The 20,699-nt window shown below is 70.5% G+C and carries 18 protein-coding genes; 16 read left to right on the top strand and 2 right to left on the bottom strand.

The window, feature by feature from the left end; translation table 11 throughout:
• The first annotated feature begins 22 nt into the window (after nucleotides 1-22).
• The 10 genes from ACIBG6_RS23025 (at nucleotide 23) to ACIBG6_RS22980 (ending at nucleotide 14,522) form a co-directional block, all read left to right on the top strand.
• A complete protein-coding gene (locus ACIBG6_RS23025; RefSeq protein WP_399224409.1) occupies nucleotides 23-979 on the top strand; it encodes a hypothetical protein in 957 nt (318 codons plus the stop codon).
• A 1-nt stretch (nucleotide 980) separates the two neighbouring features.
• A complete protein-coding gene (gene acpS / locus ACIBG6_RS23020) occupies nucleotides 981-1,439 on the top strand; it encodes a holo-ACP synthase (RefSeq protein WP_399224408.1) in 459 nt (152 codons plus the stop codon).
• Nucleotides 1,440-1,451: 12 nt separating this feature from the next.
• A complete protein-coding gene (locus ACIBG6_RS23015; RefSeq protein ID WP_317597878.1) occupies nucleotides 1,452-1,715 on the top strand; it encodes an acyl carrier protein in 264 nt (87 codons plus the stop codon).
• Nucleotides 1,712-3,043, top strand: a complete 1,332-nt coding sequence (gene metK / locus ACIBG6_RS23010) for a methionine adenosyltransferase (protein ID WP_399224407.1) — start codon at nucleotides 1,712-1,714, stop codon at nucleotides 3,041-3,043. Before ACIBG6_RS23015 ends, metK begins: the two co-directional genes overlap by 4 nt.
• Before the next feature lie 5 nt (nucleotides 3,044-3,048).
• Complete coding sequence (locus tag ACIBG6_RS23005; RefSeq protein ID WP_399224406.1) at nucleotides 3,049-4,032, top strand: carbohydrate kinase family protein; 984 nt, start codon at nucleotides 3,049-3,051, stop codon at nucleotides 4,030-4,032.
• Nucleotides 4,029-7,499, top strand: a complete 3,471-nt coding sequence (metH, locus tag ACIBG6_RS23000) for a methionine synthase (protein WP_399224405.1) — start codon at nucleotides 4,029-4,031, stop codon at nucleotides 7,497-7,499. The genes ACIBG6_RS23005 and metH overlap by 4 nt, the downstream gene beginning before the upstream one ends.
• Entirely contained in the window at nucleotides 7,496-8,356 is an 861-nt protein-coding gene (gene metF, locus ACIBG6_RS22995) for a methylenetetrahydrofolate reductase [NAD(P)H] (protein ID WP_399224404.1), read from the top strand. The genes metH and metF overlap by 4 nt, the downstream gene beginning before the upstream one ends.
• Nucleotides 8,349-9,806, top strand: a complete 1,458-nt coding sequence (gene ahcY, locus ACIBG6_RS22990) for an adenosylhomocysteinase (protein WP_399224403.1) — start codon at nucleotides 8,349-8,351, stop codon at nucleotides 9,804-9,806. Before metF ends, ahcY begins: the two co-directional genes overlap by 8 nt.
• A gap of 6 nt (nucleotides 9,807-9,812) precedes the next feature.
• Nucleotides 9,813-10,490 (top strand): maleylpyruvate isomerase family mycothiol-dependent enzyme, encoded by a 678-nt coding sequence (locus ACIBG6_RS22985; protein WP_399224402.1) that lies wholly within the window; start codon nucleotides 9,813-9,815, stop codon nucleotides 10,488-10,490.
• A 330-nt stretch (nucleotides 10,491-10,820) separates the two neighbouring features.
• Nucleotides 10,821-14,522 (top strand): amino acid adenylation domain-containing protein, encoded by a 3,702-nt coding sequence (locus tag ACIBG6_RS22980; protein WP_399224401.1) that lies wholly within the window; start codon nucleotides 10,821-10,823, stop codon nucleotides 14,520-14,522.
• Here ACIBG6_RS22980 and ACIBG6_RS22975 read toward each other — a convergent pair.
• Entirely contained in the window at nucleotides 14,491-15,462 is a 972-nt protein-coding gene (locus ACIBG6_RS22975) for a hypothetical protein (RefSeq protein WP_399224400.1), read from the bottom strand. The genes ACIBG6_RS22980 and ACIBG6_RS22975 overlap by 32 nt on opposite strands.
• Nucleotides 15,463-15,765: 303 nt before the next feature.
• Here ACIBG6_RS22975 and ACIBG6_RS22970 point away from each other — a divergent pair, with 303 nt between their 5' ends.
• Together ACIBG6_RS22970 and ACIBG6_RS22965 are read left to right on the top strand one after the other, a co-directional pair.
• Nucleotides 15,766-16,206 (top strand): hypothetical protein, encoded by a 441-nt coding sequence (locus ACIBG6_RS22970; protein WP_399224399.1) that lies wholly within the window; start codon nucleotides 15,766-15,768, stop codon nucleotides 16,204-16,206.
• A gap of 59 nt (nucleotides 16,207-16,265) precedes the next feature.
• The gene (locus ACIBG6_RS22965) at nucleotides 16,266-17,006 is read left to right on the top strand and encodes a class I SAM-dependent DNA methyltransferase (RefSeq protein WP_399224398.1); all 741 of its coding nucleotides are present in this window, start codon (nucleotides 16,266-16,268) and stop codon (nucleotides 17,004-17,006) included.
• A 510-nt stretch (nucleotides 17,007-17,516) separates the two neighbouring features.
• Here ACIBG6_RS22965 and ACIBG6_RS22960 read toward each other — a convergent pair.
• Complete coding sequence (locus tag ACIBG6_RS22960) at nucleotides 17,517-18,017, bottom strand: hypothetical protein (RefSeq protein ID WP_399224397.1); 501 nt, start codon at nucleotides 18,015-18,017, stop codon at nucleotides 17,517-17,519.
• A 94-nt stretch (nucleotides 18,018-18,111) separates the two neighbouring features.
• On the opposite strand from ACIBG6_RS22960, the gene ACIBG6_RS22955 reads away from it, so the two are divergent.
• The 4 genes from ACIBG6_RS22955 to ACIBG6_RS22940 all read left to right on the top strand — a co-directional run bounded on the left by ACIBG6_RS22955 (nucleotide 18,112) and on the right by ACIBG6_RS22940 (nucleotide 20,612).
• Complete coding sequence (locus ACIBG6_RS22955) at nucleotides 18,112-18,675, top strand: dihydrofolate reductase family protein (RefSeq protein ID WP_399224396.1); 564 nt, start codon at nucleotides 18,112-18,114, stop codon at nucleotides 18,673-18,675.
• 103 nt (nucleotides 18,676-18,778) lie between these two features.
• Nucleotides 18,779-19,303 (top strand): GNAT family N-acetyltransferase, encoded by a 525-nt coding sequence (locus ACIBG6_RS22950; protein WP_399224395.1) that lies wholly within the window; start codon nucleotides 18,779-18,781, stop codon nucleotides 19,301-19,303.
• Nucleotides 19,304-19,368: 65 nt separating this feature from the next.
• The gene (locus ACIBG6_RS22945) at nucleotides 19,369-19,833 is read left to right on the top strand and encodes a protein-tyrosine phosphatase family protein (RefSeq protein ID WP_399224394.1); all 465 of its coding nucleotides are present in this window, start codon (nucleotides 19,369-19,371) and stop codon (nucleotides 19,831-19,833) included.
• A 104-nt stretch (nucleotides 19,834-19,937) separates the two neighbouring features.
• On the top strand, nucleotides 19,938-20,612 hold the full coding sequence (locus tag ACIBG6_RS22940; RefSeq protein WP_399224393.1) for a hypothetical protein: 675 nt from the start codon (nucleotides 19,938-19,940) through the stop codon (nucleotides 20,610-20,612).
• Nucleotides 20,613-20,699 lie beyond the last annotated feature (87 nt).

The raw sequence follows: 20,699 nt of genomic DNA, 5'->3' as shown, positions 1-20,699 counted from the left end.
CCACCCGAGAGGTGAAGAGATCATGACCGTGACCAGCCCCGCGCATGCCGGGGCCCCCGAGACAGTCGGGGAATCCGCCGTCGGGGAAACCTCGGACCGGACGAAGGGCGACCGGCCGGGCACCACCCGCGGCCTGCCCTCGCTCGGCCCCGAGGGGACCCGCCTCCTGCGGCTCCTCGACGACACCTTCGAAAGCTGGGGAGTGACCGCGGGCGCCCGCCCGATGACCATGCCCCCGCTCCTGCCGGCCGCCGACCTGGCGAAGCTGGACTACTACGACAACTTCCCGCACCAGGCCGTCGTCGCCGCCCCGCTCGATCTGGAGCGCCGCGCGACCACGCCCTTCTCCGCGGACACCGGCTGCTTCCCGAGCGACGCCCTCGAACCGGCCGCGCTCGGACTGCCCTCGGCGTCCTGCTACGCCGTCTACCTCGACCACCAGGGCACCCGGGTCGCCGACCACACCCTCGTCACGATCTGCTCCTGGTGCTTCCGCAAGGAGACCCACTACGAAGGCATGCGGCGCCAACTCGGCTTCCGCATGCGGGAGATCGTCGCCATCGGCGCGCGCGAGCACGCCGAGACGCACCTCGCCGACTTCACCGCCCGCATCCACGCCTTCGCGACGGCGCTCGACCTGCCGCTGCGCAAGGAGGCCGCCTGCGACCCGTTCTTCGACAAGGGCGGCTCCAAGGCGGTCCTCCAGCGGCTCACCCCGGTGAAGTACGAGTTCCTGTACGAGGACCTGGCGATCGCCTCGGTCAACACCCACCGGAACTTCTTCGGCGACCGCTGCGACATCACCCTGGAGTCGACCGGCGGACCGGCCTTCACCAGCTGCGTCGCCTTCGGCCTCGAACGTTGGCTGTCCGCACTGACCCGGCGCCACGGCAGCTGGGAGTCCGCCACCCAGGCGGTGCTCGACGCGAACGCCCGCCTGCGGGCCGATGCGAGTGGCACGGCCGGGCCGGTGATCTGACGTGCCGGCCCGTCCCGCCGCCCCGCCGGCGGGCGGCCTGGGGTGGGCGAACCTCGGCATGGACATCGTGTCCGTCAACCGTGTCCGCAGGCTCCTCGCCCAGTACGGCGAGCGGTTCTTCGAGCGGATGCTCACCCCCGGCGAGCTCGCCGACTGCCGTACGTCCTCCGGGCTCGACGTCCTGAGCCTGTGCGGACGGATCGCGGCCAAGGAAGCGGCTTTCAAGACCTTACGGGTCAGGGGCAGGTTCCTGCCCTGGCCGGACATCGTCGTACGGCGCTCCGAGGGCGGCTGGCCGCTCGTGGAGCTGCACCGGGCCGCCGCCGAGATGGCCGCCGAGTCCGGGATCACCGAGATCACCGTGTCCATCAGCCACGACGTGGACTACGCGGTCGCGGTGGCCGCCCCGATCATCGCCCCCGCCCCCGCCCCCACCTCTTCCGTATCCAGCAGCAGCTAAAGGAGATCAACCATGGCCGACGGCCTGCAGACGGTGAAGAACTGGATCCTCGACCGTCACCCCGAGCGCGACGACATCGCCTCCGACCTCGACCTGATCGAGAACCGGCTCATCGACTCGCTGTCCTTCGTCGAGTTCGTCTTCCTCCTGGAGCAGGAGAGCGGCACCTCCATCCAGATGGAGACCCTGGAGGTCGAGTCGATCCGCACCCTCGGCGCGATCGAGCAGCACTTCTTCAACGCCCCGGCGCAGGCTCCGGTGGAGGTCCAGGCATGAGCCGCCGCCTCTTCACCTCGGAGTCCGTCACCGAGGGCCACCCCGACAAGATCGCCGACCGGATCAGCGACACGATCCTCGACGCGCTCCTCACCGAGGACCCGTCCTCGCGCGTCGCCGTCGAGACCCTGATCACCACCGGTCTCGTGCACATCGCCGGCGAGGTCACCACCACGGCGTACGCGCCGATAGCGAAGCTGGTGCGCGAGGCGATCCTCGACATCGGCTACGACTCCTCCGCGAAGGGCTTCGACGGCGCCTCCTGCGGCGTGTCGGTGTCCATCGGCGCCCAGTCGCCGGACATCGCGCAGGGCGTCGACACGGCCTACGAGTCCCGGGTCGAGGGCGCGGGCGACGAGCTCGACGCCCAGGGCGCCGGCGACCAGGGCCTGATGTTCGGCTACGCCTGCGACGACACCGCCGAGCTGATGCCGCTGCCGATCGCGCTGGCCCACCGGCTCTCCCGCCGGCTGACCGAGGTCCGCAAGAACGGCACCGTGCCGTACCTGCGGCCCGACGGCAAGACGCAGGTCACCATCGAGTACGACGGGGACCGCCCCGTCCGCCTCGACACGGTCGTCGTCTCCTCGCAGCACGCCGCCGACATCTCCGTCGAGGGCCTGCTCACGCCGGACGTCCGCGAGTACGTCGTCGAGCACGTCCTCAAGGAGCTCGTCGAGGAGGGCGTCAGCCTGGAGTCCGACGGCTACCGGCTCCTGGTCAACCCGACCGGGCGCTTCGAGGTCGGCGGCCCGATGGGCGACGCCGGACTCACCGGCCGCAAGATCATCATCGACACGTACGGCGGGATGGCCCGGCACGGCGGCGGCGCCTTCTCCGGCAAGGACCCGTCGAAGGTGGACCGGTCGGCGGCGTACGCGATGCGCTGGGTCGCGAAGAACGTCGTCGCGGCCGGACTCGCCCGCCGCTGCGAGGTGCAGGTCGCGTACGCGATCGGCAAGGCGGAGCCCGTCGGCCTCTTCGTGGAGACCTTCGGCACCGGCACCCTCCCGGACGAGCGGATCCAGGAGGCCGTCAGCGCGGTCTTCGACCTCCGCCCGGCGGCGATCATCCGCGACCTGGACCTCAAGCGGCCGATCTACGCGGAGACGGCGGCCTACGGCCACTTCGGCCGCGAGCTCCCGGAGTTCACGTGGGAGCGCACGGACCGCGTCGAGGCCCTGAAGAAGGCAGCGCCCGCGCCGCAGGAGCGCGCCGGCGTCGAAAGGGAGAGCGCGCGCAGGTCGGGAGGAACGAGCGACCGAGCACGGTCGACCGTCGACGCCGGCGTGAGCGCTCCGGAGGCGCGAAAGAGGGAAGGGGTCTGAGGGAGATGCGTATCGCTGTCACGGGATCCATCGCGACCGACCATCTGATGACCTTCCCCGGCTGGTTCAGCGAGCAGCTGCTCGCCGACCGGCTCGACAAGGTCTCCCTGTCGTTCCTCGCCGACAACCTGGAGGTCAGGCGCGGCGGAGTGGCAGCGAACATCGCCTTCGGGCTCGGTGTGCTCGGGCTGCGGCCCGCCCTCGTGGGCGCGGTCGGGGCCGACTTCGAGCCGTACCGGGTCTGGCTCAAGGACCACGGTGTGGACACCGACTCGGTGCGCGTCAGCGAGTCGCTCCACACCGCCCGCTTCGTCTGTACCACCGACCGGGCCCAGAACCAGATCGCCACCTTCTACGCGGGGGCGATGGCCGAGGCGCGCGAGACCGACCTGCGGGACGTGGTCGCGCGCACCGGCCGGCTGGAGCTGGTCCTGGTCTCCCCGGACGACCCCGAGGCCATGCTCCGGCACACCCGCACCTGCCGTGACCTGGGGATTCCCTTCGCCGCCGATCCGTCGCAGCAGTTGGCGCGGCTCGACGGGGAGCAGGTGCGGGAGCTGGTGGACGGGGCGCGGTTCCTCTTCACCAACGAGTACGAGACGGCCCTGCTCCTGGAGAAGTCCGGCTGGAGCGAGGCCGAGGTGCTCGCCAGGGTCGGCACCTGGGTCACCACGCACGGCGAGGCGGGCGTCCGTATCCGCGGCGCGGACCGTGCCCCGCTCGCCGTCCCGGCCGTGGAGGTCGCCGGGGTCGTCGACCCGACCGGCGTCGGCGACGCCTTCCGGGCGGGGTTCCTCGCCGGGACGCTGTGGGGCGTGCCCGAGCGGTGCGCGGCGCAGCTGGGCTGCGCGGTCGCGGCGACCGTCCTCGACTACGTGGGGACGCAGGAGTACCGGCTGCACCGGGACTCGCTCCTGGACCGGATCAGGACGACGTACGGGGTGGGCTGCACGGCCACCCTGGTCACCCATCTGAGGGGACTGACATGAGTACGGGAAGGCGTTCCCTCCGGGAGGAGTTCGCGACCCGGGTCGTGGTCGCCGACGGGGCGATGGGCACGATGCTCCAGGCCGCCGACCCGACGATGGACGACTTCCGGAACCTCGAAGGCTGCAACGAGATCCTCAACCTCACGCGCCCCGACATCGTCGCCTCCGTCCACGACGCCTACTTCTCGGTCGGTGTGGACTGCGTCGAGACCAACACCTTCGGGGCGAACCTCGCCGCGCTCGCCGAGTACGGCATCGAGAACCAGGTGTACGAGCTGTCGGAGGCCGGCGCCCGGATCGCCCGTACCGCCGCCGACGCGCACACGGCCGCCGACGGTCGCCCCCGCTGGGTCCTGGGCTCCATGGGGCCCGGGACGAAGCTGCCGACGCTCGGCCACGTCACGTACGAGCCGCTGCGCGACGCCTTCCAGCAGAACGCGGAGGGCCTGATCCGGGGCGGCGCGGACGCCCTCCTCATCGAGACCTCGCAGGACCTGCTCCAGACGAAGGCGGCCGTCATCGGCGCCCGCCGGGCCCTGGACTGGGTCGGCGTGGACCTGCCGGTGATCGTGCAGGTCACGGTGGAGACGACGGGCACGATGCTGCTCGGCTCGGAGATCGGCGCGGCGCTCACCGCGCTCGAACCGCTCGGCATCGACATGATCGGCCTGAACTGCGCCACGGGACCGGCGGAGATGACGGAACACCTCCGGCACCTCTCCCGGCACGCCCGCATCCCGATCTCCGTCATGCCCAACGCGGGTCTGCCGGTCCTCACCTCCGACGGCGCCCACTACCCGCTGTCCCCGGCCGAACTGGCCGACGCCCAGGAGGCGTTCGTACGGGACTACGGCCCCGCGCTCGTCGGCGGCTGCTGCGGGACGACCCCGGAGCACCTGCGGGAGATCGTGGAGCGGGTGCGCGGCGCGGCCGTCCTCGACCGGCGGCCCACGCCGGAGGCGGGTGCGTCATCCCTCTACAGCCACGTGCCGTTCCGGCAGGACACCGCGTACCTGGCGATCGGCGAGCGGACGAACGCCAACGGCTCGAAGAAGTTCCGCGAGGCCATGCTCGACGGCCGCTGGGACGACTGCGTCGAGATCGCGCGGGACCAGATCCGCGAGGGCGCGCACATGCTCGACCTGTGCGTGGACTACGTCGGCCGTGACGGTACGGCGGACATGGCGGAGCTGGCGGGCCGTTTCGCGACGGCCTCCACCCTGCCGATCGTCCTCGACTCGACCGAGATCGGGGTGCTGCGGGCCGGCCTGGAGAAGATCGGCGGCCGGGCCGTCGTCAACTCGGTGAACTACGAGGACGGCGACGGCCCCGAGTCCCGCTTCGCGCAGGTCACGGCCCTCGCGAGCGAGCACGGAGCGGCGCTGATGGCGCTGACGATCGACGAGGAAGGCCAGGCCCGGAGCGTCGAGCACAAGGTGGCCGTCGCCGAGCGGCTCATCGACGACCTCACCGGGAACTGGGGGATCCGGGAGTCGGACATCCTCATCGACACCCTCACCTTCACGATCTGCACGGGCCAGGAGGAGTCCCGCAAGGATGGCGTCCACACGATCGAGGCGATCCGCGAACTGAAGCGCCGCCACCCCGACGTGCAGACGACCCTCGGCCTGTCGAACATCTCCTTCGGCCTGAACCCGGCCGCGCGGATCGTCCTCAACTCGGTCTTCCTCGACGAGTGCGTGCGGGCCGGCCTGGACTCGGCGATCGTCCACGCGTCGAAGATCCTGCCGATCGCCCGCCTGGAGCCGGAGCAGGTGGAGGTCGCGCTCGACCTGATCCACGACCGTCGCCGGGAGGGTTACGACCCGCTCCAGCGCTTCCTGGAGATGTTCGAGGGCGCGACGGCGAAGTCCCTCAAGGCGGGCAAGGCCGAGGAGCTCCTCGCGCTGCCGCTCGACGAGCGGCTGAAGCGACGGATCATCGACGGCGAGAAGAACGGCCTGGAGGCGGACCTCGACGAGGCCCTGACGTCCCGGCCGGCGCTGGAGATCGTCAACGACGTCCTCCTCGACGGCATGAAGACGGTGGGCGAGCTCTTCGGCTCCGGCCAGATGCAGCTGCCGTTCGTGCTCCAGTCCGCCGAGGTCATGAAGACCGCGGTCGCCCACCTCGAACCGCACATGGAGAAGACCGACGCGGACGGGAAGGGCACGATCGTCCTGGCCACGGTCCGCGGGGACGTCCACGACATCGGAAAGAACCTCGTCGACATCATCCTCTCCAACAACGGCTACAACGTCGTGAACATCGGCATCAAGCAGCCGGTCTCCGCGATCCTGGAGGCGGCGGAACAGCACCGCGCCGACGTCATCGGCATGTCGGGTCTCCTGGTCAAGTCCACCGTGATCATGAAGGAGAACCTTCAGGAGCTGAACGGCCGCGGACTCGCCGCCACGTTCCCCGTGATCCTCGGCGGCGCCGCCCTCACCCGGGCGTACGTCGAACAGGACCTCCACGAGCTGTACGAGGGCGAGGTGCGGTACGCCCGCGACGCCTTCGAGGGCCTGCGCCTCATGGACGCGCTCATGGGCGTCAAACGGGGCGTCCCCGGAGCCGTACTGCCTCCCCTCAAGCCGCGGCGCGTACCCAAACGCGAGACCCCGGTCGCCCTGGAGGTACGGGAGCCGGAGCCGGCCGGCCGCTCCGACGTCGCCGCCGACAACCCCGTACCCGAGCCCCCCTTCCTCGGGACCAGGGTCGTCCAGGGCATCCCGCTCGCCGCGTACGCCCCCTGGCTCGACGAGACGGCCCTCTTCAAGGGCCAGTGGGGCCTCAAGGACGCCGACACGATCGAGACGGAGGGCCGGCCGAGACTGCGGGCGCTGCTCGACCGCGTCGAGCGCGACGGCCTCGTCGAAGCAGCCGTCGTCTACGGCTGGTTCCCCTGTGTGTCCAAGGGCGACGACCTGATCGTCCTGGACGAGGACGGAGGCGAGCGGACCCGCTTCTCCTTCCCCCGCCAGCAGCGGGGCCGCCGCCTCTGCCTGGCCGACTTCCACCGCGCCGAGGACTCCGGCGAGGTCGACGCGGTCGCCCTCCAGGTCGTCACCGTCGGCTCCCGGATCGGCGAGGAGACGGCGAGGCTCTTCGCCGCCGACGCCTACCGCGACTACCTGGAACTCCACGGCCTCTCCGTCCAGTTGACGGAAGCGCTCGCCGAGTACTGGCACGCGCGGGTGCGGACGGAATGGGGCATCGCCTCGACGGACCCTGCCGGCATCGACGGCATGCTCCGCACCGAGTACCAGGGCTGCCGCTACTCCCTCGGCTACCCGGCCTGCCCCGACCTGGAGGACCGGGCGAAGATCGCCGCCCTCCTGCGCCCCGAGCGGATCGGGGTCGAGCTGTCGGAGGAGTACCAGCTGCACCCCGAGCAGTCGACGGACGCGATCGTCGTCCACCACCCGGAGGCGAGCTACTTCAACGCGGGAGGCAGACGTCAGTGAACCCCACGTACTCCTTCGAGTTCTTCCCGCCGAAGACGGACCGGGGCGAGCAGTCCCTGTGGGACGCGATCCGCCGAGTGGAGGCCCTGTCCCCGGACTTCGTCTCCGTGACGTACGGCGCGGGCGGTTCGTCCCGCGACCGGACGATCGAGGTCACGAAGCGGATCGTGACGGAGACGACGCTGCGGCCGGTGGCCCACCTGACGGCTGTGGGGCACTCGGTCGCCGAGCTCCGCGCCATCATCGGCGCGTACGCGGACGCCGGGGTACGGGACGTACTCGTCCTGCGCGGCGACCCGCCGGGCGACCCGCGCGGCCCGTGGACCCCGCACCCGCAGGGCTTCACGTACGCGTACGAACTGGTGGAACTGGTCCGCTCGTTGGGCGACTTCAGAATCGGGGTAGCGGCGTTCCCCGAGGGCCACCCGAGGTCGGCGAATCCGTCCGCCGACCTGGCGCACTTCGTCGCCAAGTGCCGGGCGGGCGCCGACTACGCCATCACGCAGATGTTCTTCGACCCGGAGGACTACCTGCGGCTGCGGGACCGGGTCGCCGCCGCCGGCTGCGACACCCCGATCATCCCGGAGATCATGCCGGCCACCGACGTCCGCCAGATCCGCCGCTTCGCCGAGCTGAGCGACGCCGCCTTCCCGGAGGACCTGGCGCACCGCCTGGAGGCGGCGAAGGACGACCCGGCGGCCGCGTACCGCATCGGCGTCGAGCACGCGACGCGGATGGGCCTGCGCCTGCTCGACGAGGGCGCGCCGGGCCTGCACTACATCACGCTGAACAAGTCGACGGCGGCGCTGGAAATCCACCGAACCATCATGAGCGCAAGGAGCGTTGTCCATGTCTGACGTCTTCACCGATGCTTCATTCACCGACTACAGGGTGGCGGACATCTCCCTGGCCGAGTTCGGCCGCAAGGAGATCACGCTTGCCGAGCACGAGATGCCGGGCCTGATGTCGATCCGCAGGGAGTACGCGGAGGCCCGGCCCCTGGCCGGCGCGCGCATCACCGGCTCCCTCCACATGACCGTCCAGACGGCCGTCCTCATCGAGACGCTGGTGGCGCTCGGCGCCGAGGTCCGCTGGGTGTCCTGCAACATCTACTCGACGCAGGACCACGCGGCCGCGGCGATCGCCGCCGCGGGCATCCCGGTCTTCGCCTGGAAGGGCGAGACCCTGGAGGAGTACTGGTGGTGCACGGAGCAGGCGCTGACCTGGCCGAACGCCGACGGCCCCGCCGCGTCTGATGGTCGGTCCTCGTGCCTCGGCCCGAACATGATCCTGGACGACGGCGGTGACGCGACCGTCCTCGTCCACAAGGGTGTGGAGTACCAGAAGGCCGGCGAGGTCCCGGACCCGTCGACCGCCGAGAACGACGAGCACCGGGTGATCCTGGAGCTGCTGCGGTCCACCACCCTGGACTGGGCCACGATCGCCGCCGGCATCCGGGGCGTGACGGAGGAGACCACGACGGGCGTCCACCGCCTGTACGAGATGCACCGCGAGGGCGCCCTGCTCTTCCCGGCGATCAACGTGAACGACGCCGTGACGAAGTCGAAGTTCGACAACAAGTACGGCTGCCGCCACTCCCTCATCGACGGCATCAACCGCGCGACGGACGTCCTCATCGGCGGCAAGACGGCGGTGGTGTGCGGCTACGGAGACGTGGGCAAGGGCAGTGCGGAGTCCCTCCGCGGCCAGGGCGCGCGCGTGATCATCACCGAGATCGACCCGATCTGCGCGCTCCAGGCGGCGATGGACGGCTACCAGGTGGCGACGCTGGAGGACGTCGTCGAGACGGCCGACATCTTCATCACCACGACGGGCAACAAGGACATCATCATGGCGTCCGACATCGCCCGCATGAAGCACCAGGCGATCGTCGGGAACATCGGCCACTTCGACAACGAGATCGACATGGCGGGCCTGGCGCGGATCCCGGGGATCGTGAAGGACGAGGTGAAGCCGCAGGTCCACACGTGGACGTTCGAGGACGGAAGGGTGGTCATCGTCCTCTCCGAAGGCCGCTTGTTGAACCTCGGCAACGCCACAGGCCACCCGTCCTTCGTGATGTCGAACTCCTTCGCGGACCAGACCCTCGCGCAGATCGAGCTCTTCACGAAGCCGGAGCAGTACCCGGTGGACGTCCACACCCTCCCCAAGCACCTGGACGAGAAGGTCGCGAGGCTCCACCTCGACGCCCTGGGCGTCAGGCTGACGAAGCTCCGCCCCGAGCAGGCGACGTACATCGGGGTCCCGGTGGAGGGCCCGTACAAGCCGGACCACTACCGCTACTGAGCCGCCATGTGTACGGACTGCACGGTCGACACCCGTGACCCCTGGCTCCCCGACCGCCTCCTCCGGACGGAACGGGACGCGCTGATGCCACTCCTCCGCCGTACACCCGAGGAGGCGTACGAGCTCCGCACGGCCTGCCCGGGCTGGACGGCGAGGCAGGTCCTGGCCCACTGCGGGGCGGCCCTGGTCAGGATCGTCGAAGACCGCCTGGAAGAAGGCGTGTTCCTGCCGGAGGCGAACGCCTGCGACGTGGCCGAGCGCGAGGGCTGGCCGCTGGCCCGGATCCTCGACGAACTGGAACGCGGCCTGACGGAGGCGGGCCCGGTGATCGCGGAACGGGAGGACGGCCGGCTGGACGCGGTAGCGCTGGGGGAATGGGTCCACGCGGGAGACGTCCGAGAGGCCTTCGGCGCCCCGGACGCGTACTGCGGGGCCAGCCTGGACCTGGCGCTCCCCCTCCTCTCGGTCACGAGCCGCAAACGGGAGACCCCCCGCCTGGTGGGCGTCCTGGCGGACCGCGAAGACCACCCGGTGGCTCTGGGCAACGAGGTCGAGGGCCGCGATCCGGCCCGCTTCGTCGGCGACGCGGCGACCTTGATCCGCATCTACGCGGGCCGCCCGCTGGTCCGCACCCGCTACGAACTGACAGGCGCCACAGAACAAGAACTACTCATCTACCGCTGACCCCAACGACCCCACCCGGCCCGACCCCGCCCCACCCCCGTGTGGGCAATCGTCCCGCTGGGCGGGACGGGTGGGCACACGGGACGGCGCCCTTGCGGGCGCCTCCGCTCCCTGCGCCTACCCGCACCAACGGCACGCCGCGCACGTGGTGCGGGTGCAGGCGCGGAAGCCTAGGCCCGGCACGGGGCGCCGTCCCGTTGTGCCCACCAGTCCCGCCCCAGCGGGACGAATGCCCACAACGGGGGTGGGTGGCGGGCCCCAGCCCGGCGAAGGGGCGGCCAACGACTGGGTGGGCGCCCGGCTCGGCGGGGCCGCAGACGAAGGGAACCCATGTCCACGCTCGACCGCCTCCTCCGCGCCGAAGCCCACGCGCGCCCCCACGCCACCGCCGTCCGCTACGACGACGAGACGCTCACCTTCCGCGAGCTCGCGGAAGGCGCCACCATCCTCGCCACCTACCTCCGCACCCTCGGCGCCACCACCGACACCCGCATAGGCGTCCACGTGGACCCGTCCCTCGAACTGGTCATCGGCGCCTGGGGCGTCATCTCCTCCGGCGCCGCCTACGTCCCGCTCTCCCCGGAGTACCCCGAGGAGCGCCTCCGCTACATGATCGAGGACAGCGGCGCCCGCATCGTCTTCACGCAGGAACGCTTCAGCACCCGCGTGGCCGAGCTCGCCCCACCCGGCACCACCGTCGTCACCCTCAAGGACGCCGTCCAGCACGCCTGGCGCACAGCGGGCGAGGAGCCCACCCCGTACGACATCCACGACACGGACCTCGCATACGTCATCTACACCTCCGGCTCCACCGGCAGACCCAAGGGCGTCATGATCGAGCACCGCTCGATCGTCGCCCAGATGCGCTGGATGGCCGCAGAGCACCACCTCGGCCCGGCCGAGACCGTCCTCCAGAAGACCCCCATGAGCTTCGACGCCGCCCAGTGGGAGATCCTCGCCCCCGCCGTCGGCGCCCGCGTCGCCGTCGGCCCGCCCGGCGTCCACCGCGACCCCGAGGCCCTGATCGACGCGGTCCGCGCGCACGGCGCGACGATGCTGCAGGGCGTCCCCACCCTCCTCCAGGCCCTGGTCGACACCGAACGACTGGCCACCTGCACCACCCTCCGCCGCGTCTACTCGGGAGGCGAGATCCTCTCCCGGAACCTCGCCGGCCAGCTCCTCGCCGAACTGCCGGACGCCGAGCTGATCAACCTCTACGGCCCCACCGAGTGCACGATCAACGCCTCCTCGCACACGGTGGACCGGGCGACCCTCTCCGAAGGGCCGTCCGCGATCCCCATCGGCAGACCGGCGTACGACACGACCTTCCACATCCGCGACGGCGAACTGTGCATCGGCGGCATCCAGGTGGCGCGGGGGTACCTGGACCGACCCGAGCTCACCGCCGACCGCTTCATCACCGACACCGAAACCGGCGACCGCCTCTACCGCACCGGCGACCTCGCCCACTGGAACGACGACGGCACCGTCCAGTTCGCCGGCCGCGCCGACAACCAGATCAAGCTGCGCGGCTTCCGCGTCGAGCTGGACGAGATCGCCCTCGCCATCGAGAACCACGACTGGGTGAAGAACGCGGCGGTCATCGTCAAGAACGAGCCCCGCACCGGCTTCCAGAACCTCGTCGCCTGCGTCGAGCTCTCCCCGAAGGAAGCCGCCCTGATGGACCAGGGCAACCACGGCGCCCACCACCAGTCCAAGGAGTCCAAGCTCCAGGTCAAGGCCCAGCTGTCCAACGCCGGCACCCGCGACGACGCCGACCTGGCCGGCCGCCCGGCCGTCGCCCTCCCGGGCCGCACGCCGACCGCCCGCATGCGCCGCACGGTCTTCGCCCGCAAGACGTACCGCTTCTACGAGGGCGGCGACGTCACCCGCGCCGACGTCCTGGCGGCCCTGGCCCGCCGCCCCGAGGGCATCGGCTCCCGCGCGATCGGCAGCCTCACCGCCGCCGACCTTGGCGAACTCCTCCGCTGGTTCGGCCAGTTCACGAGCGAGGAGCGACTCCTCCCGAAGTACGGCTACGCCTCGCCGGGCGCGCTGTACGCCACCCAGCTGTACGTCGAGGCGCGCGGCATCGCGGGCCTCGACCCGGGCACGTACTACTACCACCCGGTACGCCACCAGCTGTACCTGACGGAGGCGCTCGCGGACGGCGGCGACCCCACCCTCCGCCTCTCCTTCCAGGGCAAGCGCTCCGCCATCGAGCCGGTCTACAAGAACAACATCCAGGAGGTCCTGGAGATCGAGACGGGCCACATGGTGGGCCTCTTCGAGGAGATCCTGCCGGGCTACGGCCTCGACATCCGCCCCGCCGGGGACGGCACCTTCGACGTGGTCCCGTACGACGCGGAGGCACCGGGCATGGCCCCGGAGGTGGACGTCTACGTCCAGTCGCACCCGGAGGCGATCGCCGACCTCCCGCCAGCCCAATACGCCTACGAGCAAGGCGACTTACTGCCCATCTCCCCCTCCCTCATAGAGAAGAAGCACGTGATCGCCATCAATCAGGCGGTCTACGAACGATCCGCGCTCGGCATCACGGTGATCAGCCGTACGCGCGACACCCGACGCGGGTACGTCGACCTGGGCCGCGCGCTCCAACGCCTCCAACACGGCGACCACGGCCTCGGGTTCATGTCCTCCGGCTACAGCTCGAAGACGGCCCACCCGCTCCCCGCCGCCCGCCGGATGGACGAGATCCTCACGGCGGCGGACCGCCCGACAGGACCCTCGTACTTCTTCGTCGGGGGCAGAGTCAGCGAGGAGCAGCGGCGCAGCGAGGGCATGTACGAGGACACGGTCCACATGAAGGGCCCGGCGGAGATGATCCGCGACGACCTCGTCCACCACCTGCCGGACTACATGATCCCCAACCGGGTCGTGGTCCTGGACCGGCTGCCGCTCTCCGCGAACGGCAAGGTGGACGCGAAGGCGCTCGGCGAGCTCGCCGTGGTCAACGCCGGCCTGCACGGCCGCCCCCACGTCCTCCCCAGGACCCGCACGGAGAGCAGGCTGGCCGAGATCTGGGCGGCGGCGCTCAAGTACGAAGAGGTCGAGGCGGTCTCCGTCCTCGACGACTTCTTCGAGTCGGGCGGCAACTCCCTCATAGCCGTGGCCCTGATCACCAGGATCAACCGCGAGTTCGGCGGCGGGGTCCAGCTCCCCCTCCAGATCCTCTTCGAGTCCCCGACGATCGAGAAACTCGCCCACCGGGTCGACGGCGCGGCCGCGACGCCCGCGTCCCGCCTGGTGCGGCTGCACGCGGCGGGGGCCCAGTCGCCGGTGTACTGCTGGCCGGGCCTCGGCGGCTACACGATGAACCTGCGGCACCTGGCCGAGGAGATCGGCATCGACCGCCCCTTCTACGGGGTGCAGGCCTACGGCATCAACCGGGGCGAGGAGCCGTACGCCACGATCCGCGAGATGGCGGCGGCCGACGTCGCCGCGATCCGCCGCCGCCGGCCCACAGGCCCGTACACGCTGTGGGGATACTCGTTCGGCGCCCGCGTGGCCTTCGAGTCCGCGCACCTCCTCGAAGCGGCGGGCGAGCAGGTGGAGAACCTCTTCCTGATCGCCCCCGGCTCCCCGAAGGTCCGCTCGTCGGAGACGGGCGGGGCGGCGTACGACAACCCGGCGTTCGTGACGATCCTCTACTCGGTCTTCGCGGGCACGATCGACGCGACGGTGAAGTCCGGCGACCGCGACTCCTTCGTCGCCCTGGTCGCGGACCGCTTCCCGGCCCTGGACCCGGACCTGATCACCCGGATCGTCGCGATCGTCGAGGAGACCTTCGACTTCACGTACACCTTCAAGGAGCTCACCGAGCGCCAAGTCGCTTGCCCGGTGACCCTCTTCAAGGCGGAGGGCGACGACTACTCGTTCCTGGAGAACGCGGAGGGCTGGTCGACCCGCCCGCCGACGGTGGTGGAGCTGGACGCGGGCCACTACAGCCTGTTGCGTCAGCCCGACCTGAAGGAACTCGTCAAGAAGATCCGCTACCGACTGGGTCAGTAGCCCAAGAGGCGCACTCCGGGCACAGGGTCTCGTCCGCAACGGGCCGGAACAGCATGGGCTGGGTGTGTCTGCCCGCGCACTCCTGCGCGCCTTCGAGCCGTGGGGAGAGCCGGGGCGGCCCGGCCGGCGGGGTCACGCGCAGGGGTGGCACGTGGCGGAGCAGGTATCTCACCAGCCCGCCGGGTCGGTGTACGGGCGTCCCGGCGCCGGGCAGACCGCGCAGGACGTGTTCGTGGACGTCGGCGGAGGTGTGTCCGGCGGCGAGCCAGCGGCCGACGAGCAGCGCGAGTTCGTCGCGCATGCCGGGCGGGATGTACCGGAGGGCGGGGGAGAGGAGGGGGAGGGCCCCGACGAGGGCGCGAGCTTCGTCGAACTGAGCGTCGCGGGCGTCGTCGACGGCCTCGTCGACCGGCTCGTCGACGGGCTCCATCTCCGACTCCGACTCCGACTCCATCTCCGGCTCCGGCGCGGGGGGAAGGAGGGAGGTGTCTTCCCTGGGATCTTTCTCTGGATGACCGTCGGTCGACGGACTCGCCGGATGACCGACGGCCGGAACCACGGCACTCGGCGCCAGCTGCGGAAACACCCGCTCGGTCCCGGCGCGGAAGGGCATCCCGCCGAAGATCTTGGCGGCCTCCTCGGCCCGCAGGGGTTCGCTGGAGACGAGCTGCTGGGTGGCCCAGAGCCCCCCTTCCCCCTGCACGCGCCGCTCGTGCACGTACCCCTCGGCCTTGAGCTGCCGCTTCGCCTTGATGAACGAACAGGCCCCGATCCGGGCGCGCTCGGCGGTCTCGGAGAGGGTCTGGTGGGCGTGCGGGGCGAGGGAAAGCTGCCAGTTGAGAATGCGCGCGGCGTCCGAGTCGAGGCGCGGATGGCGAATGATCGCGTTGGTGAGCTGGGTGAAGTCGCGCGAGGGCGCGATAAAGTTGCGATAGATCACGGTGGAGGCCTATTTCCACTAGTGGTTCAGGCCCTCGACGACGGTTGCACCCGTTGGCGAGGGCCGTTTTGTGCGAACCTACCGCACGGCATATGCCTGAAACGACACGCAGAGTAAAGACCGCCCGTACGAGTGAAGTGCGCTGCCGGTCCGCAGGCTTGCTCGTTCCGGCTGGGACTTGAACATGTTCAAACTCCGTGTCAGGGTACGGCGCGGGTTCCTGAGTCCACCGGTCGCACACGCGCGGCCTGCGGAACCCGCGAGGGGTGGAGTGTGTTGCGTCGCTGGAGTACTGCGCTGATCTTGGCCGCCACAGGTCTCGCCCTGACGTCCTGCGGCAGGTTCACCGTCATGCCGCCGCCCGACGGCGAACCGGTCGTCCTGAAGCCGGCCGATCTGGAGACCACGTGGACCGATGACGACGGCGGCACCATCACGCTGAAGCGGGACGGGACGTTCATCGCCGACAAGATCTGCGTCGCCGTCTCGTGGTACGACGGTCTGACCTGGTCCGGAACAGGCACCTGGAAGGAGAACACCTACAAGGAGCAGCAAAGCATCGTCGCTGTGACCTTCGACGACGCCCAGCCCGTGGGCTTCGACATGACCGACCCCAGAGAGTTCAAGCGGAAGCCCGACTCCTACGCCGCCTTGAGGCAAGGCAAGGTCCTGATGCTCTGGACCGCCGTCGGCGATCCGGACAACGACTATCCGCACTGCGAGCTGACCAGCCCGGCAAGCTGACCCGGCTGCCGCCGAAAATGCGTCGACAGTGCTCCTCGGTACCCGGCAAAGTGGCCCCCGTGACGAGCAGTGAACTGTGGACCCGTGCGACCGCCGAACGCTACGACACCGAGGAGGCCGAGACGTCCTCGGCCGCCGTTCTCGGACCGACTCTCGCCTTCCTCGCCGAGCTGGCCGGAGACGGCCGGGCACTGGAGTTCGCCATCGGGACCGGACGAGTGGGCGTCCCCCTCCGGGAACGCGGCGTGCCGGTCGTGGGCATCGAACTGTCCGAGCACATGGCGGCGGTGCTGCGGCGCAAGATCGACGAGGACACGCTCCCGGTGGTCATCGGGGACATGGCCACCACCGTCGTTCCCGGCGATTTCACCCTGGTCTACCTCGTCTACAACACCATCACGAACCTGCTCACGCAGGACGAGCAGGTCGAGTGCTTCCGCAACGCCGCACGTCATCTGGAGCCCGGTGGCCGATTCGTCATCGAGCTGGGAGTGCCGCCGCTGCGGTTCCTGCCGCCCGGCCAGGTCGCGGTGCCGTTCGACGTCTCCGAGCGGCATCTCGGCTTCGACACGTTCGACCTCGTCGAGCAGATTCTCGTCTCGCACCACCTCACCCGCGACGGCGACGACGGCCGCTACCGCCGCGAGAACTCCCGGCACCGCTACGCCTGGCCGGCCGAGCTCGACCTGATGGCACGGATCGCCGGGCTCGAACTGGAACGTCGCGTCACGGACTGGGACGGGTCGCCGTTCACCCAGGACTCCGCGAAACACATCTCCGTCTGGCGCAAGCCGGCCTGAGGCCGGCCACCTGGCCGTCAACGTAAGCCATGCCGAGCCACCCCACGTCCCCAGACCATCAGTCCCGGCTGGTCACTCCCGGTGGGTGGAGAGGTGCCTAACAGGTGCCCAACCCCGTGGCTACTCTGAGTAACGCCCCCCGAGGTAACCCCAAAGGGGGGCGCATCACCCTTATAGAGCGGGGAAAGTGCACGAATGTCTCGCCGCCGGCCCCACCACCCACCGAGACAGACCAGCGGGGCCTGAATCCCCACTGCCCCCGGCCGTGACCCGCTAAGCCAAGCCGGGCCGCCCCATTCAACAGCCGCGCACCCCGAACCAAGCCGGGGGGCGGACCCACCCTGCCCCGCCGCTGACCAAGCCCCCACCCACCTACCCGCCAGGCGCCGTCCGACCCGCGTCAGGAAGGGGGCCGCGCGCGGCGAGCTGACCGCCACGCCGACCGCCACGCCGACCGCATGGGCCGTCTTCACCGCGTTCGCGCGGGCGCGCGCGATCTGACGTCAGCGGTCAGCGTTCGTGCCGTCGGCGCTTGCGGTTCGGGCGGTGGGGGCGTACCAGGGTGTCGAGGGCGCCGATGGCGGCGCGGACGTGTGCTGGTTCGTCGGGCGATTTCCCGCCCGCGCAGCGCCAGTTGGCCTGCCCGTCCTCCTCGCGCGGGTGCAACCCGATGCCGTGCTCGCCGCACACGGGCCAGGCCCGCCAGAGGAGTTCGGAGACGGTCTCCTGCGCGGCCTCGGCGACGTCCGCCGAGGCGCGGGCGGGCGAGTCGGCCGAACTCGGATCCAGGCAGTTGCCCTGCCACTCGCCGTTGGCCATGGCCACGTAGACGTCCTCGCCCCTTCCCTCGTCCCACGGGGGAAGCGCCAGGAGCCGCAGCGGCTCCACGTCCGGCAAGGTCACCGCCAGGTCCCGGTTGACCAGAGCGAGCGCCTCCTCCCACAGCGGGTACTCGCCGGGCAGGACCCGGCGGGGGTCGAGGGGGTCGAGGGGGTCGAAGATGCCGCTCATGGGGGCCATCCTGCCTCCTCGCCCGGCCGCGTGAGGAGCCTGCGGCGTCCGGCGGTCGTACTGTCGGTCCCGTCACCGAGGAGGAGGACTTCCGATGCGCAACGTGACCTATTCGATGGGCGTCTCGCTCGACGGCTTCATCGTCGGGCCGGACGGCGGCTTCGACTGGACGGAGCCCGACGACGAGGTCTTCCGCTTCTGGATCGACGAGATCCGGCACGTCGACGTCCACCTGCTGGGGCGCCGGCTGTACGAGACGATGCTGTACTGGGAGACCGCCGACCAGGATCCGACGCTCGACGACGCCAACCGCGAGTGGACCGCGCTCTGGAAGCCGCTCCCGAAGGTGGTGTTCTCCACCACGCTGACGGAGGTGCAGGGCAACGCCCGCCTGCTCTCCGGTGGTCTGGCGGAGGAGATCGAGCGGCTGCGCGCCGAGCCGGGGGAGGGCGACATCGCGATCGGCGGTGCGACGCTCGCCGCCGGGGCGGCCGAGGCGGGTCTGATCGACGAGTACCAGGTCATCGTCCACCCGGTGCTGGTCGGCGGCGGCATCCCGTTCTTCGCCCGGAACGAGCGCCAGGTCGATCTCGAACTCGTCGAGACCCGCACCTTCGCCTCGAAGTTCGTCTACCTGCGCTACCGGGTGACGCGCTAGGGAGTGTCGTCACCGTGGCGTCGGCCGCCCGGAGGGCGGGGCCGGCCAGGCGCGACGCGGAATTCGGTGGAGGCGCCAGACACGCCGTGGTGCAATGCACGCCATGATTCTTGGAGATCTCGTGCAACTGCGTGCGCTGGCACCGTCCGACGCGGAGTCGTTGTGGCGGTGGAACAACGACCCCGACGTGATGCGCTGGATGGACGCGTATTACGACCAGCACCTGGAGGGGGTGCGCAAACGCCTCGATGCGCGGGGACCGAACACGTACGGGGACACGCTGTACGGGATCGAGGTGCGTGACGAGGAGACGCTGATCGGATTGGTGCGGCTGCGGGATGCCGTGCCGGAGACGGGCTGCGCTGAGCTGGACATCTACCTGGGCGAGAAGTCTCACTGGGGCCGCGGGTACGCCACCGACGCGCTGCGCACCATGTGCCGGTACGGATTCGACACCATGCGGCTGCACAAGATCTCCCTCACCGTGGTCACGGAGAACCATGCGGCTCACCACATCTACCAGAAGGTCGGCTTCGTCGAAGAGGGCCGACTGCGTCAGGTGTTCCGCCGGGAGGGCGTGTGGTACGACCAGTACGCCATGGGAATGCTGAAGGATGAGCTGCGCTGAGGGCTGGCCGGCGATCACGTCCGGAGCCCAGATGATCAGGGTGGCTGTGCGTGAGGTGCGGCGGGATGCTCCGTCCGCGCCGCAAGTACGGTGAGCGGGTGAACGAGACCTGGAGCGCAACCGGCGCTGGTGTTCTGCGGCTTCCCTCCGGGCGCCTGGTCCGAGGCCGCGGCCTTCGCCGGCCGCTTCCGGACGGTCCGACGCCCGACTTCGCCGTCTATCTGCTCGGCAAGCAGCCTCCCGAGGTCCCCTGGGACGTCCGGTGGCTGCGCTGGCCGGACTTCCGGCTGCCCGCCGACCACGCACAGGCCCGAGCCGTCCTCGGCGAGGCGTACGCCCGTGCCGACGCCGAACGTGTCGAGATCGCCTGCGGCGGTGGCCGTGGCCGAACCGGCACGGCCCTGGCCTGCCTCGCCGTCCTGGACGGAGTACCGGCCGGCGAGGCGGTGGACTTCGTACGCCGGAACTACGACCCCCGTGCGGTCGAAACCCCCTGGCAGAGGCGCTACGTCTCCCGCTTCGCGGACTGACTTCGTCAGGTCGACCTCTGGAGATGCTCAAGTCCCGTGTCCTGCCCGCCCCTCGGCGGGCAGAGTGATCCCACCATTGACCAATGGGACCGGGGGAAAACAGCATGAAGATCCGACAGACCTGGCTCTCGGCGTGTGCCGTCGTCACTCTGATCGCGGGCACGGCCGCCTGCACGTCCGACGGCCCGGAGCGGGCCGCGAAGCCCACACGCGCCGCCGCTGCCACCGCCGCCGCTGACACCGCCTGCGCGAACGGCACGTACGCGTGGTTCAACGTCGACAAGCGGGACGTCCTGACGGGCGTCGCCGAGAAGCAGAAGCTCGGCAAGGGAGGCGGCAAGCTGACGAACAAGCTCGCGCCGCTCCACACACCGCGTGTCACCGTCACCTTCGAGAAGGGGCCGCGGGTACGCGCCGAGGCCGTGCTCCGCTCGCTGGGCCTCCATGTCGACGAAGGGGACGCTGCTGACGGCGTCGCCGGCGAGTTCACCAACGTCCGCCGCCCCGCACCGGATCTCAACGCGGGCCGCACCAGGGTCGACGGCGCCGGAACGTTCGTGGACTACGCCTATGTGCGGCAGGTCACCGCCGACTTCCGCTACACGTGCGCGGACGGCAAGCGAGCGGTCGGCCGGGCGACCAGCTGGATCATCGACGGCGCGGGCGTCCTGGAGTGCGCGCAACCGCTCCGCGACATGGAGGCGGGCGAACCGGCTCTGACGGCCGCCCGCCTGTCCTGCGGACCCGACGCACCTGCCGCCAAGGCTGGAAAGGCCTGACCCGCGGGCCCTGATGGGCGCGTTCGCTCGTTCGGGGCCCGCCGCCGTGCGGGGCGGGGGACCGGCTGGTCAGCTGGTCGGGACCCC

The sequence above is a fragment of the Streptomyces sp. NPDC050842 genome (assembly GCF_044456565.1).
Classification (GTDB): domain Bacteria; phylum Actinomycetota; class Actinomycetes; order Streptomycetales; family Streptomycetaceae; genus Streptomyces.
This window is presented reverse-complemented; position numbering and strand designations above follow the sequence as displayed.

What these genes read in the sequence shown, in the direction of transcription:
- ACIBG6_RS23025 (WP_399224409.1), top strand. Translation starts at nt 23, where the DNA reads ATGACCGTGACCAGCCCCGCGCATGCCGGGGCCCCCGAGACAGTCGGG.
- ACIBG6_RS23015 (WP_317597878.1), top strand. Translation starts at nt 1,452, where the DNA reads ATGGCCGACGGCCTGCAGACGGTGAAGAACTGGATCCTCGACCGTCAC.
- metK (WP_399224407.1), top strand. Translation starts at nt 1,712, where the DNA reads ATGAGCCGCCGCCTCTTCACCTCGGAGTCCGTCACCGAGGGCCACCCC.
- ACIBG6_RS23005 (WP_399224406.1), top strand. Translation starts at nt 3,049, where the DNA reads ATGCGTATCGCTGTCACGGGATCCATCGCGACCGACCATCTGATGACC.
- metH (WP_399224405.1), top strand. Translation starts at nt 4,029, where the DNA reads ATGAGTACGGGAAGGCGTTCCCTCCGGGAGGAGTTCGCGACCCGGGTC.
- ahcY (WP_399224403.1), top strand. Translation starts at nt 8,349, where the DNA reads ATGTCTGACGTCTTCACCGATGCTTCATTCACCGACTACAGGGTGGCG.
- ACIBG6_RS22985 (WP_399224402.1), top strand. Translation starts at nt 9,813, where the DNA reads ATGTGTACGGACTGCACGGTCGACACCCGTGACCCCTGGCTCCCCGAC.
- ACIBG6_RS22980 (WP_399224401.1), top strand. Translation starts at nt 10,821, where the DNA reads ATGTCCACGCTCGACCGCCTCCTCCGCGCCGAAGCCCACGCGCGCCCC.
- ACIBG6_RS22960 (WP_399224397.1), bottom strand. Translation starts at nt 18,017, where the DNA reads ATGAGCGGCATCTTCGACCCCCTCGACCCCCTCGACCCCCGCCGGGTC.
- ACIBG6_RS22955 (WP_399224396.1), top strand. Translation starts at nt 18,112, where the DNA reads ATGCGCAACGTGACCTATTCGATGGGCGTCTCGCTCGACGGCTTCATC.
- ACIBG6_RS22950 (WP_399224395.1), top strand. Translation starts at nt 18,779, where the DNA reads ATGATTCTTGGAGATCTCGTGCAACTGCGTGCGCTGGCACCGTCCGAC.
- ACIBG6_RS22945 (WP_399224394.1), top strand. Translation starts at nt 19,369, where the DNA reads ATGCTCCGTCCGCGCCGCAAGTACGGTGAGCGGGTGAACGAGACCTGG.
- ACIBG6_RS22940 (WP_399224393.1), top strand. Translation starts at nt 19,938, where the DNA reads ATGAAGATCCGACAGACCTGGCTCTCGGCGTGTGCCGTCGTCACTCTG.